At 62.6% G+C, this 16,093-nt stretch carries 11 protein-coding genes; 7 read left to right on the top strand and 4 right to left on the bottom strand.

The genetic code is table 11. The features are described from left to right. Positions 1-119: 119 nt before the first annotated feature. The 5 genes from J2J99_RS24185 (at position 120) to J2J99_RS24165 (ending at position 3,860) form a co-directional block, all read left to right on the top strand. Positions 120-572: a hypothetical protein gene (locus tag J2J99_RS24185; protein ID WP_168300862.1), complete on the top strand. Its 453-nt coding sequence runs from the start codon at positions 120-122 to the stop codon at positions 570-572. A gap of 25 nt (positions 573-597) precedes the next feature. Continuing rightward, entirely contained in the window at positions 598-879 is a 282-nt protein-coding gene (locus J2J99_RS24180) for a hypothetical protein (RefSeq protein WP_168300863.1), read from the top strand. Between the two features lie 160 nt (positions 880-1,039). Then, entirely contained in the window at positions 1,040-2,065 is a 1,026-nt protein-coding gene (locus J2J99_RS24175; protein ID WP_168300864.1) for an ABC transporter substrate-binding protein, read from the top strand. After that, the gene (locus J2J99_RS24170; protein WP_168300865.1) at positions 2,062-3,102 is read left to right on the top strand and encodes a FecCD family ABC transporter permease; all 1,041 of its coding nucleotides are present in this window, start codon (positions 2,062-2,064) and stop codon (positions 3,100-3,102) included. Before J2J99_RS24175 ends, J2J99_RS24170 begins: the two co-directional genes overlap by 4 nt. After that, positions 3,099-3,860, top strand: coding sequence for an ABC transporter ATP-binding protein (locus J2J99_RS24165; RefSeq protein WP_168300866.1), 762 nt, complete (start codon positions 3,099-3,101; stop codon positions 3,858-3,860). The genes J2J99_RS24170 and J2J99_RS24165 overlap by 4 nt, the downstream gene beginning before the upstream one ends. A gap of 23 nt (positions 3,861-3,883) precedes the next feature. Here J2J99_RS24165 and J2J99_RS24160 read toward each other — a convergent pair whose 3' ends face one another. Beyond that, positions 3,884-4,351, bottom strand: a complete 468-nt coding sequence (locus tag J2J99_RS24160; protein WP_168300867.1) for an Lrp/AsnC family transcriptional regulator — start codon at positions 4,349-4,351, stop codon at positions 3,884-3,886. Between the two features lie 149 nt (positions 4,352-4,500). Between J2J99_RS24160 and J2J99_RS24155 the strand changes: the two genes are divergently transcribed. Together J2J99_RS24155 and J2J99_RS24150 are read left to right on the top strand one after the other, a co-directional pair. Then, on the top strand, positions 4,501-5,682 hold the full coding sequence (locus J2J99_RS24155; RefSeq protein WP_168300868.1) for an amino acid aminotransferase: 1,182 nt from the start codon (positions 4,501-4,503) through the stop codon (positions 5,680-5,682). Between the two features lie 31 nt (positions 5,683-5,713). Further along, the gene (locus J2J99_RS24150) at positions 5,714-7,342 is read left to right on the top strand and encodes a thiamine pyrophosphate-dependent enzyme (RefSeq protein ID WP_168300869.1); all 1,629 of its coding nucleotides are present in this window, start codon (positions 5,714-5,716) and stop codon (positions 7,340-7,342) included. Positions 7,343-7,348: 6 nt separating this feature from the next. On the opposite strand, the gene glgB is transcribed toward J2J99_RS24150, so the two are convergent. Genes glgB through J2J99_RS24135 form a run of 3 tightly spaced genes read right to left on the bottom strand, consistent with a single transcriptional unit; the run spans position 7,349 to position 16,062 of the window. Further along, positions 7,349-9,559 carry a 1,4-alpha-glucan branching protein GlgB gene (gene glgB / locus J2J99_RS24145; RefSeq protein WP_168300870.1) on the bottom strand — a complete coding sequence of 737 codons (2,211 nt, stop codon included), beginning with the start codon at positions 9,557-9,559 and terminating at the stop codon, positions 7,349-7,351. Next, positions 9,556-12,837 carry a maltose alpha-D-glucosyltransferase gene (gene treS / locus J2J99_RS24140; RefSeq protein ID WP_168300871.1) on the bottom strand — a complete coding sequence of 1,094 codons (3,282 nt, stop codon included), beginning with the start codon at positions 12,835-12,837 and terminating at the stop codon, positions 9,556-9,558. Before treS ends, glgB begins: the two co-directional genes overlap by 4 nt. Continuing rightward, complete coding sequence (locus J2J99_RS24135; RefSeq protein WP_168300872.1) at positions 12,838-16,062, bottom strand: alpha-1,4-glucan--maltose-1-phosphate maltosyltransferase; 3,225 nt, start codon at positions 16,060-16,062, stop codon at positions 12,838-12,840. Positions 16,063-16,093 lie beyond the last annotated feature (31 nt).

Here is a 16,093-nt window from a genome sequence, read left to right as displayed (position 1 = left end):
GGTATGGGTGTGCCGCAGGGTTGCAGAGATAGGCCTAACCCAATGTCAACGGCCAAACTTTGCCTGCGCGGGAACAGTTTCCCGCCGCCCGTCGTTTCCGCCCTGACAAGGAGAGCGACATGTCGAACGTCTCAAGGACAGGCAAAGACGAGATCAACAACGCGACCAGCCCGACGACCTTTGGGCGGTCGGTCGAGAGCCAGGCGCAGATGCAGGATGCCGCCGCGGAGGCATCGCCAGAAGCCGGCGGCGAGGTGCTCAACATCTATCGGCTGGAACCGATTGCCAAACTCGATGACCCCAGATGGGGCAATGCCACCAATCACGGCACGATCGTCGTGGCCGCCCGAACGCCAGGCGATGCCAGGATCGTCGCGGCCGCACGAGAACTCGATTTCATGGAAGTCGATGCAGCGCCCGCCGAGGACGTCACGACCGCCAATGCTAGCGCCTTTCGCGACGATAAACTCTACACCGTGATAGAGATCGATCGGAACAGACATGATATAAAGCGCGGTATACTCGAGGGTACGGTCTCGGTCGAAACAATCCGGCCCGTCGAGCCAGACTAGGTCCTTTCTTCACCTGGGAGTTCTCATGAATACCGCCAATCTGCAGCTCAAGGGCCTGATCATGGCGATGGCCTCGATATTCGACGCCATCGTGGAAAAGGAACTGCTCACGCGCGGCGAGATCGATGCCGCGCTCTCGAAAGCTCAAAAGGCGATTGAGGAAGACGACGACCACGAGCTGTCCGGCGCCAACTTGGCGGCAATCCTATTTCCGATCCGCGTACTGCAGCTTGCCGGCGAAGCCGGCGGAAAAGCCGAAGGCGCCACTTTTTCGGACTATGCCAGGCTTGTGGGCAAGCTCAGCTGATCATGTTCGAAGGGTTTTTGCTCGACACTGGCGAACACTGTTCCGGCGGCAATGTTCAGTGCCGTCGATTTTTGCGATAAGTTGATCCTTTTTGTCTTGTTTTCCGGTCGTTCCTGTGGCTATACCCCGGCCGCATATATTCACGCACCGGGATTTCATCGTGACAAGCTTTAAATCGCTTCTGGCCGCCTGCGGCCTCTCCGCCCTGATCGGCCTTGCCGCCAATCCGTCAATTGCCGGTTCGACAGCCTACCCGCTGACACTGGAGAATTGCGGCGCCGAGATGATCTTCAAGAAGGCGCCAGAGCGGGCGATCGGGCTGGGCCAGAACAGCGCCGAAATCCTGCTGCTGCTAGGCCTTCAGGACAAGATGGTCGGCACCGCCTTCTGGCCGAGCAAGGTTTTGCCGCAGCTCGCTGAGGCCAATGCCAAGGTCAAGCTTCTCACCGTCGAGATGCCGACCTTCGAATCCATGCTCGCCGAAAATCCGGATTTCGTGGCCGTCGCCCTGCCGAGCCTCGTCGGACCGAACAGCAAGATCGCCAAGCGCGAGGATTTCGACAAGGTCGGCGTTGCCACCTATCTCTCGCCCAGCACCTGCCTCAGCACCAGGGATGTCGAGGATCAATACGGCAGCCGCGGCGAGCTGTGGAGCATGGATCTTCTCTACAAGGAGATCGACGAACTCTCGCAGATATTCGACGTCGCCGACCGCGGCCAGGCGCTGATCGCCGACTTCAAGGCGCGTGAAGCCAAGCTGCGCGGAAACATTGCCAAGGACGGCCAGAATTTGTCCTACGTCTTCTGGTTCTCCAGCCCCAGCCCGTCGGCCGACGCCTATGTCGGCGGCAAGAACAGCGCCTCCGGCTTCATCGCCGACCTGCTCGGTGGACGCAATGCGATCGACACGGCAGCGGAATGGCCGACCATCGGCTGGGAAGGCATCATCGCCGCCAATCCCGACGTCATCGTCGTCGCCAGCCTCGATCGCAACCGCTGGGAGCTCGACAAGCCCGAGGCCAAGATCAAGTACCTGAACACCGATCCGGCCGTCAGCCAGATCCCTGCTGTCAAGAATAAGGCGCTCGTAGTCATGGACGGCCAGGCCATGAACCCGACCATCCGCACGATCTACGGCGCCGAACAGGTGGCCGAGCAATTGAAGGCCCTCGGTCTGCTGAAGTGACCGAGGCGGGACGTCTCTTCCGGCAGCTGGGAGCGGTCACCGCACTGCTTCTGGCTTCCCTCTGCCTCATCTCTGTCGCCATCGGCGTCAGCGTCGGGATCGGCGACCTGCCGATTCCGTTCGCAACCACGTTTTCGGCCGTGACCAACAGGCTGGGCTGGAGCGCGGTGAAGCTCAACCGCATACACGAGACGGTCATCTGGGATTATCGTCTGAGCCGGGCGCTGGTCGCCGCCTTCTGCGGCGCGGGTCTGGCGCTGTCGGGCGCCGTCATGCAGTCGCTCTTGCGCAACCCGCTCGCCGAACCCTATGTGCTCGGTATCTCCGCAGGCGCCTCCACCGGCGCCGTCGCGATCGTCATCCTCGGCCTCGGCGCCGGCGCGGTGTCGCTGTCGGCAGGCGCCTTTGCCGGCGCCTTCGCGGCCTTCTTCTTCGTGGCGCTGCTCTCGAACGGTACGCGCGGCGGCGCGGACCGCACCATCCTCGCCGGTGTCGCCGCATCGCAGCTCTTCAACGCTTCGACCTCCTATATCGTCACCACCTCGGCCAATGCGCAGCAGGCCCGCGACGTCATGTTCTGGCTGCTCGGCAGTTTCGGCGGCGTGCGCTGGCCGGAATTCGCGCTGGTCTCGATCGTCGTCGGCCTCGGCCTCGTCGCCTGTCTGTTCTATGCCCGCGTGCTCGACGCCTTCGCCTTCGGCGACGAAGCCGCCTCCTCGCTCGGCGTCAATGTCGGCCGCATCCGCATGGCGCTCTTCGCACTGACCGCGATGATGACGGCAACGATCGTCAGCATGGTCGGCTCGATCGGTTTCGTCGGACTTGTCGTGCCGCATGTCGCCCGCTTCGTCATAGGGCCGCTCCATATCCGCCTCCTGCCGGCCTGCGCCATATCAGGGGCGATTTTCATGGTGTTCGCCGATATTGCCGCGCGCGCCCTCATTCCCGGCCAGATCCTGCCGATCGGCGTCGTCACGGCGCTGGTTGGCGTTCCCTTCTTCTCGATCATCCTTTACCGGTTTCAGCGCGCGTCATGAGCATCAAGGCCGACAACCTCACCTGGAAAATTGGCAGGAAGACCATCCTGGACAGCGTTTCCATGGAGGCTCAACCCGGCCGGATGCTCGGCCTGCTCGGGCCGAACGGCTCCGGGAAGACCTCGCTGCTGCGGCTTCTCGCCGGCCTCAGGCGTCCGCATTCCGGCCGCGTCACGCTCGACCGCGATGATATCGGCAAGATCAGCCGTCGCTCGATCGCCCGGCGCATCGCCTTTGTCGAGCAGCATGCCACGACCAATGCCAATCTGAAGGTCATCGACGTCGTCAAGCTCGGCCGCTTCCCGCACCGCTCCATGTTTTCCGGCTGGACCAACGCGGACGAAGAGGCGGTCGAAGGGGCGCTTGCCCGCGCCGGCGTGGCGGAGAAGCGCAACGACCGCTGGCAGAGCCTGTCGGGCGGCGAAAAGCAGCGCACCCATATCGCCAGGGCGCTCGCCCAGTCGCCGCAGGAGCTAATCCTCGACGAACCCACAAACCATCTCGACATCCAGCACCAGATCGGTCTGATGCGGCTCGTCTCGGAACTGCCGATCACCAGCATCGTCGCCCTGCACGATCTCAACCATGCCTCCATGTTCTGCGATGCGCTGATCATCATGCAACAGGGCAAGATCGTCGCCTCCGGCGCGCCCCACGACGTGCTGAGCGAAAGCCTGTTGCGCGACGTCTTTTCCATCGAGGCGCGCGTCGAGGCCTCCCCCTATCATTCGCGCCCGCACATCCATTATCTCAGATGAGGCGGCCGGAACCACACGACGTCTCACGTCACGATCTGCAGCGGCAGAGCGGTCGTCTTCTTGATCGTCTTCAGCACGATGCTCGACTTGACCGAGGCCAGATTGTCGGTGACCCGGATCATGCGTTCGAGAAATTGGCTGAGATGGTCGAGGTCGCGCGTCATGACCTTCATCAGAAAATCGGCGTCACCCGTCTGCGAATAGCATTCCAGGATTTCCGGTGCGGTCTCGATGAAGCGATGGAGCCGCTCATTTCCGCCTTCCGTATGCGCACGCAGACTGACGAGCGTATGGGCGACGACGCTGAAACCCAGTTTTGCGGGGTTGAGAATAGCCACGACGCTCTGGATATATTGCTCATTGCGCAGCCTTTCGAGGCGGCGTGCGCATTGGGTCGCAGAGAGATTGACCTTCTGAGACAACTCGCTCTGCGTCATCTCGCTGTTTTGCTGGAGAGCGGCAAGGAGTTTGATGTCGAACTGGTCAAGCATGGCCGGGCCCTCGGACGGTGAATTTCTGCGCATTATACCGATGCCGCGCCGATTATCTGCATAATTTTGCCGGTGAAGGAGGATAATCGCAGAAATTCGCCGCCTGAGTTCCGTTAGTCTCCGATGAGAGATAAAACGGAGGTGGACCTGTGTTTGAACAACTGAAGACCCGGCCGGCAGACAGCCTGCTTGCCCTCATCAAGGCTTTCCAGGCCGACGAGCGCGCCGGAAAGATCGACCTCGGCGTCGGCGTCTATAGCGACGCGATGGGCCGCACGCCTGTCATGCGGGCCGTGAAGGCGGCGGAGCAGTTCCTTCTGGAAACGCAGGACAGCAAGAAATATCTCGGCCCGGAGGGCGATCTGCAATTCGTCCGTCTCCTGCAGCCGATCATCTTCGGAAAGTCGCCGGCTTTCGGTGAGCGTCTTGTCGGCATCCAGACGCCGGGCGGCAGCGGCGCGCTGCGTCTCGGTGCGGAACTCGTCCAGGTGGCAAATCCATTGGCGAAGGTTCTGCTGGGCACGCCGAGCTGGCCCAACCACGCCCCGATCTTCGGTTCGGCGCGACTGGCTGTAAAGGAATATCCATTCGTCGACCTCGCGTCGCAGCAGGTGAAAATCGAAAGCGTGGTAGAGGCCCTGTCATTCGCCAATCCGGGCGATGTCGTGCTCCTTCACGGTTGTTGCCACAATCCGACAGGCATCGATTTCACCACGGAAGAGTGGCGGCGGATTGCCGAGCTCCTCGTCGCGCACAAGCTCGTGCCGTTCATCGATCTTGCCTATCAGGGGCTCGGCGACGGCCTCGAACAGGATGCAGCGCCGACACGCATGATCCTCGAAGCCGTCGACGAGGCGCTGATCGCCTATTCCTGTGACAAGAATTTCGGCCTCTATCGCGAGCGCGTCGGCGCGCTCTATGTCATGACCCGCAATGCCGATGACATCGGGAAGGCCGAAAGCAACATGGCCGCACTGGCCCGCGTCAACTGGTCGATGCCGCCGGATCATGGCGCGGCGATCGTCAGGACCATTCTCGAAAGCGCCGAGATGTCGGCAATGTGGCGCGCCGAACTCGAGGAGATGTGCGAGCGCATCAACGGCAATCGGGCGGCGCTCGCCGCCGCCGCACCCGATCTCGCCTTCATCAGCCGCCAGCGCGGCCTGTTCTCCAATCTCTCCATGTCCAGGGAAACGGCGGCGGCACTTCGCGCCACGCATGGCATCTACATGGCCGATTCCGGCCGCATGAACCTTGCCGGCATGCAGCCGTCCGACGCCGGTGCCATCGTCGCCGCACTTCGAGCCGAAGGTTGCTTGAAGCTACAGTGACATAACCGAACTCAAGCCATTGGATTTCCAAATGAGCAGGAAAGAAACGACCGGCCAGGCGATAACCCGTTCGCTTGTCGCCCATGGGATCGACACGGTCTTCGGCATTCCGGGCGCCCACATGTATGACTTCAATGACGCGCTTTACGGCGCCGGTGACAAGATTCGCTTCATCCATACAAGGCACGAACAGGGTGCCGCTTATATGGCCTACGGCTATGCGAAGTCTACCGGCCGGGTTGGTGCCTATACAGTTGTCCCCGGCCCCGGGGTCCTCAATTCCGGCGCGGCGCTTTGCACCGCATACGGCGCCAACGCGCCCGTGCTCTGCGTCACCGGCAACATCATGTCGCACCTGATCGGGCAAGGAAGAGGACAGCTGCACGAACTGCCGGACCAGCTCGCGACGATGCGCGGGATCACCAAGAGGGCGGAGCGCATCAACCACCAGTCCGAGGCCGGTCCGGTTCTATCAGAGGTGATCGGCAAAATGCTCTCCGGCCGCCAGGGTCCGGGAGCAGTCGAAGCCCCGTGGGATGTGTTCGGACAATCCGGCCCGGAAACCGATCTACCCCTCGGCACGAGAGCCGCTCATCCCGCCGTCAATCCCGATCAGATCGCCGCCGCGGCGGCGCTGATTTCAGGCGCTCGGAATCCGATGATCATGGTCGGCGGCGGCGCGGCGGATGCTGGCGCCGAGATCGCCACGCTTTCGGAGCTCTTGCAGGCGCCGGTCACCTCCCACCGCTCTGGCAAGGGGATCGTCGCCGACGATCATCCGAACTACCTGAATTTCGTCGCCGCCTATGAATATTGGAAGAAGGTCGACGTGCTGATCGGGATCGGCAGCCGGCTCGAATTGCAGTTCATGCGGTGGAAGTGGCTTCCCAAGGGCCTCAAGATCATCCGCATCGATATCGACCCGACCGAGATGGTGCGTCTCAAGCCCGATGTCGGCATCGTCGCGGATGCGGGAGATGGAACGCGGGCGCTGATCGATGCGCTGGCAGGCGCCAGCCGCGAAGATAGGACACGCGAATTTGCCGGGCTGAATGAAGACGCCCGCTCTCGTTTTCAGGCGGTGCAGCCGCAGCTCGCTTATCTCGATGCCATCCGCGATGCGCTGCCGAGAGACGGCTTCTTCGTCGAGGAAATCAGCCAGATGGGCTTCACTGCCCGATTTGCTTTCCCGGTCTACGGCCCGCGCCAATATGTAACATGCGGCTATCAGGACAATCTCGGTTTCGGCTTCAACACGGCGCTCGGCGTAAAAGTCGCCAATCCCGATAAGGCGGTTATCTCCGTTTCCGGTGACGGCGGCTTCATGTTCGGCGTTCAGGAGCTTGCCACCGCCGTGCAGCACAAGATTGCTGTCGTCGCCATCGTTTTCAACAATTCCGCCTACGGCAATGTGCTGCGCGATCAGAAGCAGACTTACAAAGGCCGCTATCTCGGCTCGGAACTCGTTAATCCGGATTTCGTCGCTCTCGGCGAGAGCTTTAGCGTCCGGTCCTTCAAGGTGGCGAGCCCTGGCGAATTGCGTGTGGTGCTGGAGAAGGCGCTCGCGCTCGATGAGCCCGTGCTCATCGAGGTCCCTATCGATAGGGGATCAGAGGCGAGCCCCTGGCCTTTCATTCATCCGGCTCCGCACGCCGAATGAAGCTTGTCAGGGCGACGGTCCCATGAGAAAGACCGTCGCCAGCGGGGGCAGCGCCAGCGACAGGGAGACGGGCCGGCCGTGAGCTGGGATGGGTTCGCTCGACACTGCGCCGTTGACGAGCCCAGAGCCTCCATACTCCGGCGCATCCGTCGTTATCCGCTCGATCCACACGCCATCGCGGGGCACGCCGATCCTGTAGCCGTAGCGCGGCACCGGCGTGAAATTCGCGACGACGAGGACCGAGGAAGAATGGTCCGGGGCATAACGCAGCATGCCGAGAACGGAGTTGACGCTGTCGTCGGCAGTTGCCCATTCGAAGCCCTCGGGATGAAAATCGCCGAACTGAAGTGCCGCTTCCTCGCCGTAGAGGCCATTCAGATCCTTCACCAGGCGCTGGATGCCGACATGCGCCGGCCGGTCCAGGACGTCCCAGCTCACTGATGCGTCATGGTTCCATTCGCCCGGCTGGGCAACTTCGCTTCCCATGAACAGCAGCTTCTTGCCCGGGTGTCCCCACATGAAAGCGAGATAGCTGCGCAGATTGGCGAATTTCTGCCAATCGTCGCCCGGCATTTTCGTCAGCAGCGAGCCTTTGCCGTAAACCACCTCATCATGGGAAATCGGCAGCATGAAACGCTCGGAATAGGCATAGATCATGCCGAAGGTCATCGTGCCGTGGTGATAGCTTCGGTAGACGGGATCCTTCTCGATATAACTCAGGCTGTCGTGCATCCAGCCCATGTTCCATTTGATATCGAAGCCAAGCCCGCCTTCTGTCGGCGGCTTGGTGACGCCGGGCCAGGCCGTCGATTCCTCGGCAACGGTTATCGCATGCGGGCAGCGCTCGTGGATGATGCTGTTCAGATGTTTGAAGAATTCTACCGCTTCCAGGTTCTCGCGGCCGCCGTACTGATTGGGAATCCAGTCCCCCGCGTTGCGGCTGTAATCGCGGTAGAGCATTGAGGCCACCGCATCGACGCGCAGCCCGTCGACATGGTAGCGCTCGAGCCATTCGAGTGCGCTGGCGATCAGGAAGCCTTTCACCTCGTTGCGGCCGAGATTGTAGATCAGCGTGTTCCAGTCGCGGTGAAAGCCCTCGCGCGGATCCTCGTGTTCGTAGAGCGCGGTGCCGTCGAAGCGGGCAAGACCCCAGACGTCGGTCGGGAAATGGGCCGGCACCCAGTCGAGGATGACGCCGATGCCTGCGCCGTGGCAGCGGTCGACGAAATAGGCGAAATCCTCCGGCGTGCCGTAGCGCCCGGTCGGCGCGAACAGGCCGAGCGGCTGGTAGCCCCAGGAGCCGCCGAACGGATGCTCCATGATCGGTAGCAACTCGATATGGGTGAATCCCATCTCGCGCGCATAGGGAACGAGCCGCTGGCTGAGCTCGACCCAATCGAGCGATCGGTTGCCGTCCTTCTGATCGCGCAGCCAGGAGCCGGCATGCACCTCGTAGACGGAAATCGCGCCCTCCAGCCTTTCCTGCCGGGACCGGCCTCTCATCCAGGCATCGTCGGTCCATCGAAACGGCGTCGACGAGGCAACGATCGAGGCGGTGGACGGGGCGGCCTCGCTGGCGCGCGCCACCGGATCGGCCTTCTGCGGCAGGCAGGTCCCATGCGCGTCGACGATCTCGAACTTGTATCGTTCGCCGGGCGCCAACCGGGGAACGAACAGCTCCCAGACGCCGGCCGATTGCCTGAGCCGCATCGGATTTCGCCGCCCGTCCCAGGCGTTGAAATCGCCGACGACCGAGACACGGCGTGCATTCGGCGCCCAGACCGCGAACCGCACGCCCGCCACACCGTCGACCGACATCGCCACCGCCCCGAGCGTGCGGCTCAGGCTGTAATGCGTGCCTTCCGATATCAGGTGAAGATCGAGTTCTCCGAGCAAAAGTCCGAAGCTATAGGGATCCTCGGTGACCTGCTCGCCATCCGGCCATTGGATCCGCAGCCTGTATCCCATTCTCGCGGCCGTGGCCGCCGCAAACAGGCCGGAAGGGTGAGCGATGCTGAAAGGCGTCACAACCCTGCCGCTCGCCGCTTCGATCAGATCGACGGCCTCTGCTCCGGGCAGATAGACGCGCACCACAGTCATTCCGCCACTCTCGTGCGGGCCGAGGATCGAGAAGGGATCGCCGTGGCGCCCTTCGATCAGTGCCCAAAGCGCATCGTGTCCGATGCCGGCGAGAAGTTCCGAGCGTTCGACATTCATGCAGTGACTCCTGCTAAGCGCGATACGATTTCGGTAAGGCCGGCGAGCGGGATCGGTAGCCACTTCGGCCTGTTGCGCGCTTCATAGGCGATTTCGTAGGCGGCCTTTTCCAGAAGAAAGGCATCGAGCACGCGCCTGCGTTGTTCGGCCGGCATGGCGAGCGCCTTAGAGGCGGAGACCGCCTGCCAATAGGCATCGAGGAAGGCCGCCTCGGCATCGCGCCCGAACCGGGCGATGGCATCTCGGCGGACCTCGTTTTCATGTTCTGTTACCGCGTCATTATCGAGCTGGGCGGTGGCGACGAGATAGCTGAGCGAGCGCAGAAGCCCGGCGACATCGCGCAGAGGAACCGTCTTGGCCCGGCGCTCGGCGAGGTTTTTCGCGGGCTCGCCTTCGAAGTCGATGATGACGGCATCGCCCTCGCTGACCAAAATCTGGCCGAGATGGAAATCGCCGTGCGTGCGCGTCATCAGCGTGCCGCGGGCGCTTTCGGCCAGGCTCGCGCCAAGCTCGACGATTTCGGCTCGGCGCTCGAGAAGCGGTGCGGCGAGTTGATCGACCGCAGGTTCGACATTCTCCTCACGCTCTGCAAGCTTCGACATGGCAAAGGCGACTTCGCCCGCCACGGCCTTCTTAATCGCCTCCACCTCCTCGTCGCCGGCGATGACAGGGCTGAAAGCCAAGTCCGCGTTCTCCCCTGCGAGCACGACATGTAATTCGCCCAATCGCATACCGACCATGGCGACGAAACTGATCAGCGAACGGAAGACGTCGTCGCCCGGCTCGACGGCCGGGTCGTTCAACACAAGCTCATCGGCGGCGCGGCGCAGATTGTTCAGCATCCAGTTCCAGGCGTCGCCCTGGTTGCGGATCGCGCCCTGGACGATGATCAGGGTCGAACGCCGCCCGCTGGAATCGGTATGCGCGACCTCACCGAGCAGCGGCGCGGTGTGGTCATAGCCGGCCCGGGTGAGGAATCGCGTCATCTCCACCTCGGGGTGGATGCCCGGGAAGATGTGCCGGATCAGCTTGATCATGGCGACTTCGCCGACGATCAGCGAACTGTTGGACTGCTCCGCTGAAAGCCAGTGGACCGGCATATCGTCGGTGACCTGTAGCCGGTCGAGCCTTTCGGTGCCGAGAAACTCCAGCGTGCCGGTACGCCCGGTGATGCGCGAGCGGTCGGCGAGCCCGCGCAGGATGCCGCGCGCCATAGGCTCCACGGCAAATCCATCCGTTAGGAAGCCGACGCGCCTGCCCTGGCGAACCCGCCCGAGCGCGAGCTGCTGGGTCAGCGCCGAGGGATGGGCATCGTCCCATGCGACCGTCAGCGGCAACTGGTAGGACTCGGTATGGTCAGGCAGAACCGCTTCCAATTCGCCGAGAACGACACCGTCGACAAAGGGGATCGGCGTCGCCGAGATCAGCCGCGCCGCCTGAAGCGGCTGGTCCTTCGCCCCGAACCACCGCCGTCGGCAGAGATAGGCGGGCAGGATTTCGTTGCTGAGGACGCGCATATGCGTAGGCTCGTCGACGAGATCGAGCAGGCCGCGGCGAATGACCATCGTCACCAGGTCGGGCAACTGTTCGGGCGGAGCAGTACGCCATGCCGGCGGATCGGCATCGGCCTCCAGCTGAAACCAGAAGAAGCCATAGGGCGGCAGCGTCAGGAGATAGGTCAGTTGCCCGATCGGCGGAAAGGGCGACATGCCCGTCAGTTCGATCGGCACGTGGCCCTCGAAGGCCGAGAGGTCGAGCTCCACTGCTTGAGGCAGCCGCGAAAGGTTGGCGACGCACATCAGCGTCTCGCCGTCATATTCCCTCAGATAGGCGAGGATCTTGCGGTTCTCGGGCGAGAGGAAGCGCAGAGAGCCGCGCCCGAAGGCGGGATGGCGGCCGCGCAGCGCCAGCATCTTGCGCGTCCAGTTGAGCAGCGAATGCGCGTCGGTGCTCTGCGCCTCGACGTTGACCGCCTCGAAACCGTAGAGCGGATCGGCGATCGGCGGCAGGACGAGGCGCGCCGGGTCCGTTCGGGAGAAGCCGCCATTGCGGTCGGGTGACCATTGCATCGGCGTCCGCACCCCGTCACGGTCGCCGAGATAGATATTGTCGCCCATGCCGATCTCGTCGCCGTAATAGATAACAGGCGTTCCCGGCATCGACAGAAGCAGCGCGTTCATCAGCTCGATGCGGCGGCGGTCGCGCTCCATCAACGGCGCCAGGCGCCGCCGGATGCCGAGGTTGATGCGGGCGCGCTTGTCGGAAGCATAGGTCTCCCAGAGATAGTCGCGCTCGGCGTCGGTCACCATTTCCAGCGTCAGCTCGTCGTGGTTGCGAAGGAAAATCGCCCATTGGCAATTCTCTGGAATTTCAGGCGTCTGGCGCAGGATGTCGGTGATCGGAAACCGGTCTTCCTTGGCAATCGCCATATACATGCGCGGCATCAGCGGGAAGTGGAACGCCATATGGCACTCGTCGCCGTCGCCGAAATATTCGCGCGTGTCTTCCGGCCACTGATTGGCCTCGGCGAGCAGCATGACGCCAGGATGGGTGGCGTCGAGGGCGGCACGGATGCGCTTGAGGATCGCATGCGTCTCGGGAAGGTTCTCGTTGATCGTTCCCTCGCGCTCGACGAGATAGGGGATCGCATCGAGACGGAAACCGTCGATACCGGTCTCCAGCCAGAAGCGCATCACCTTCAGCAGCTCCTCCATCACGAGCGGACTGTCGAAATTGAGGTCCGGCTGGTGGGAATAGAAACGATGCCAGTAATAGGCGCCGGCCACCGCATCCCATGTCCAGTTGGATTTCTCCGTATCGAGGAAGATGATGCGCGTTTCCGGAAACTTCTGATCGCTGTCCGACCAGACGTAGAAATCCCGTTCGGGCGAGCCCGCCGGCGCCTGGCGCGCACGCTGGAACCAGGGATGCTGATCGGAGGTGTGATTGATGACGAGTTCGATGATGACGCGGATATTGCGCTGGTGGGCGGCGTCGACGAAGGCGCGGAAATCCTCCATCGTTCCGTAATCCGGGCTGACATTGCCGTAATCGGCGATGTCATAGCCGTCATCGCGGCGCGGCGAGGGAAAGAAAGGCAGCAGCCAGATCGCGTTGACGCCAAGAGCCGCGATATGATCGAGCTTCTGGTGCAGCCCGGCAAAATCGCCGACGCCGTCGCCATCGGCATCGTAGAACGACTTGATGTGCAGCTGGTAGATGATGGCATCCTTGTACCAGAGCAGCGGTTCGGTGTTACCGGAGTTCATCGTGTCCATTCATGCCTCCGCTGCGCGAACGCGCCAGATCGCAAAGGGGAGGACCTGCGGATTGAGCGCGACGGTCTGCCTTTTGCCGGTCCATGTGAAACGATGCCCACCAACCAGATCCTCGACGTCGAGCGCGCCGCCATCCCCGAGCGACCATTTCCAAAGCGGCAGCTCCACGTCGCTTTGCTGGAAATTATGGGGGTCGAGGCTGATCGCGATCAGCAAAACATTGTCGCGCGCGCGGCTCGCCTTTTCGAAGAACAGGATGTTGTCGTTCCAGGCGGGGAGCAGCGTCAGCCCGAGATGCGAATGCAACGCGGTGTTTTCGTTGCGGATGCGGTTCAGCATCCTGATTTCGGCGATGATGTTGCCGGGCCGGTCGTAATCCCAGGCGCGAATCTCGTATTTCTCGCTGTCGGCATATTCCTTCCGCTTGGCGTCCGGGCGCCCCTCGCACAATTCGAAACCGTTATAGACGCCCCACAGGCCCGAAAGCGTTGCTGCCAACGCCGCACGGATAAGGAAGGCCGGGCGCGGCGCGTTCTGGAGAAAATCCGGATTGATGTCGTGCGTGTTGACGAAGAAATGCGGACGGAAGAATTCCTTCGGCGCCGTCTCGGTCAGCTCCCGCATATATTCCTCGAGCTCCCACTTGGCGTTGCGCCAGGTGAAGTAGGTGTAGGACTGGGAGAAACCGATCTTCGCCAGCCGATACATGACTTTCGGCTTGGTGAAGGCTTCCGACAGGAAGACGACCTCGGGATGGCGGGCCCTGATATCGCCGATCAGCCATTCCCAGAACGGAAAGGGCTTGGTGTGCGGATTGTCGACGCGAAACAGCTTGACGCCTTGGTCGACCCACAGCTGGACGATATCCCTCAGCTCCACCCATAGCGAAGGCAAGGCGTCCTTCGTGTAAAAATCGACATTGACGATATCCTCGTATTTCTTCGGCGGGTTCTCGGCATATTTGATCGTGCCGTCGGGGCGCCAGTCGAACCAGCCCGGATGCTCCTTCAGCCAGGGATGATCCGGCGACGCCTGGATGGCGAGGTCTAGAGCAATTTCCAGCCCATGCCGGCCCGCCTCCTCGACCAGCCGGCCGAAATCCTCGAAATCGCCGAGCTCGGGATGGATCGCGTCATGGCCGCCATCTTCCGAGCCGATGGCATAGGGGCTTCCAGGATCCCCAGGGGCGGCTTTCAGGCTGTTGTTGCGCCCCTTCCGGTTGGTCGTGCCGATCGGATGGATGGGCGGGAAATAAAGCACATCGAAGCCCATGCCGCGAATTTCGGCCAGCCTCGGAATGACGTCGTCGAAGGTGCCGTGCCGGTTCGGATCGCCGCTCTGCGAGCGCGGGAAGATCTGATACCAGCTGGCGAAGGCTGCTTCCTTGCGCTCGGCATCGACGGCGCTTGCCGTGGAGCGAAGCCGGAACGGACGCCGGTCGACGCTGTTCATCAGCTCGGATGTCTCGGGAGCGAGCAGGATCGCCGTGCGCTCGGGATCGGAAGCCTTTTCGAGATTGTCGATCAGAGCCTGCAAATCGGCGCTGAGCGCTGCCGGCGCTTGCGCCTTGGCGGTGCGAACGAGGTTCAATCCCTCCTGAAGCTCCAGCTTCAAGTCCAGCCTCGCGTCGTTCTTCTTGGTCAGCTCGTAGCGGAAGATAGCGAACGGGTTTTTCCACGCCTCGACGGCAAATTCGTAACGCCCCATGCGCTCCAGCAGGAATTCGGCACGCCAGCGGTCGTTCTCGACCAGCTGCATCGGCGTCTCGTTCCACTCCGCCATGACGTCATGCGGCCGCCAAAGCAGGACAGCTGCGAGCGGATCGTGGCCGTCAGCAAATATATCGGCTTCGACGATAACGCTCTCGCCGACGACGCGCTTGACGGGAAACCGCCCGTCATCGACCCGTGGCGTGATGTTCTCAATGGCAAGCCGCGGCGACGCCGTCGCCTGGTCCACCTCGAAAGCCGGCCTCGATGTGATCGGGTGCGGCGCCTTGCCTTCTATCACCCGGACCTCCCCTGCCCGCAAGCGCAGCTCCGCGCCATCGGCAGCGGGAAGAAAGCCGGAAGCCGCTTCACGCAGTGCAGTCAGGGGTGCCGGCGCGCTTCGTCTGAGGTCCCGGTTGAGCAGGATGAAGCTTACATCGGAGGCGGTGCGAAGATCCTGCGCTTCGGACTGCACGAGCGCCGAGACCGGCCCGCTGGCGTTACGAATCAGGCGAAGCCACGGAGCGTGCCCCTGGCCGGTCCGACCGACCTCGGTATTGGCAAGGCGGATTTCGGAGGAGATATCGAAGGCGAGATCGTGGCGGAATTTCCGCAAGCCCGAGCCGTCGCCATGGGTCGGATCGAGCGGCGTCGCCGCGCCATATTCGAATCCTATAGGAACCATCAGGCCGCCGCCGAGCGAGGCGGCAAGGCGCAGCGCCCTGACGGCGCGCCGTTCGAGGATTTCGCGGCTCTCGGTCCCGTGCGCGATGCGCCTGGCAAAGGGCGGCTCGGGGAAGGCGATCTGCCAGCCGAGCGGCTCCTGAACGTGATGCTCTTCGACGAACCACCTCTCGTCGAGATCCCACCAGGCCATCGATGAAAAACATCCGGTGAACCCCGCATCCGCGATCGCGCTTCTCACCGCAAAATCGGTGCCGGGCGTCCAGGCGAAAAATTGCGCGTCCGCCTTCTCGCGCACCCCCGCAATCAGCGATTTGAAAAAGGCCGGTGCCGTCCGATCGATCCCGAGCACACGGTACCCGGAGAGGCCGGCGTCGGAAAGACGCCGCAGCCGCTCGGTCCATTCCGCCAGCAGCTGCGACTGCTGCTCCGCTCCCATCGCCGTCATCGGCTCCGGCGGATCGAGCGGCGAACGCCGGGGATCCACGGGACGATACCCCGCTTGCGGGTTCCGCGCTTTCCCGTCCAGCATCAGATCCATCATCAAACCGACACCGCTCTTGTCGGCAGCCTCCGCCAGGCGGGATACGCCTTCCTCGACCGCACTTCCGAGCTGCAGTTCAGGATCGAGGCGGTCGAGGTCATGGGAGGTGAAAACGCTGCAATCCCCGCCCCTGTCAAAGAGGGGCGCCGTTAGAACATGGTCGAAACCGGTATCCGCGGCGTGGTCGAAAACCTCGCGCCATGCATCGATACGCTGGAGAAGTAGCGGATTGACATAATAGATCCTGGGTGGGGTGTTCAGCGCACCCTGCTTCGCAGATAACAACATCGGCCGCCGCCTCGAGTTTGCTTTTCGGGCA

Origin of the sequence: Rhizobium binae, assembly GCF_017357225.1 — a bacterium.
GTDB classification, from domain to species: Bacteria; Pseudomonadota; Alphaproteobacteria; order Rhizobiales; family Rhizobiaceae; genus Rhizobium; species Rhizobium binae.
This window is presented reverse-complemented; position numbering and strand designations above follow the sequence as displayed.

Coding starts and splice junctions, on each gene's coding strand:
- J2J99_RS24185 (WP_168300862.1), top strand. CDS start 120: ATGTCGAACGTCTCAAGGACAGGCAAAGACGAGATCAACAACGCGACC.
- J2J99_RS24180 (WP_168300863.1), top strand. CDS start 598: ATGAATACCGCCAATCTGCAGCTCAAGGGCCTGATCATGGCGATGGCC.
- J2J99_RS24165 (WP_168300866.1), top strand. CDS start 3,099: ATGAGCATCAAGGCCGACAACCTCACCTGGAAAATTGGCAGGAAGACC.
- J2J99_RS24160 (WP_168300867.1), bottom strand. CDS start 4,351: ATGCTTGACCAGTTCGACATCAAACTCCTTGCCGCTCTCCAGCAAAAC.
- J2J99_RS24150 (WP_168300869.1), top strand. CDS start 5,714: ATGAGCAGGAAAGAAACGACCGGCCAGGCGATAACCCGTTCGCTTGTC.
- glgB (WP_168300870.1), bottom strand. CDS start 9,559: ATGAATGTCGAACGCTCGGAACTTCTCGCCGGCATCGGACACGATGCG.
- treS (WP_168300871.1), bottom strand. CDS start 12,837: ATGGACACGATGAACTCCGGTAACACCGAACCGCTGCTCTGGTACAAG.
- J2J99_RS24135 (WP_168300872.1), bottom strand. CDS start 16,062: ATGTTGTTATCTGCGAAGCAGGGTGCGCTGAACACCCCACCCAGGATC.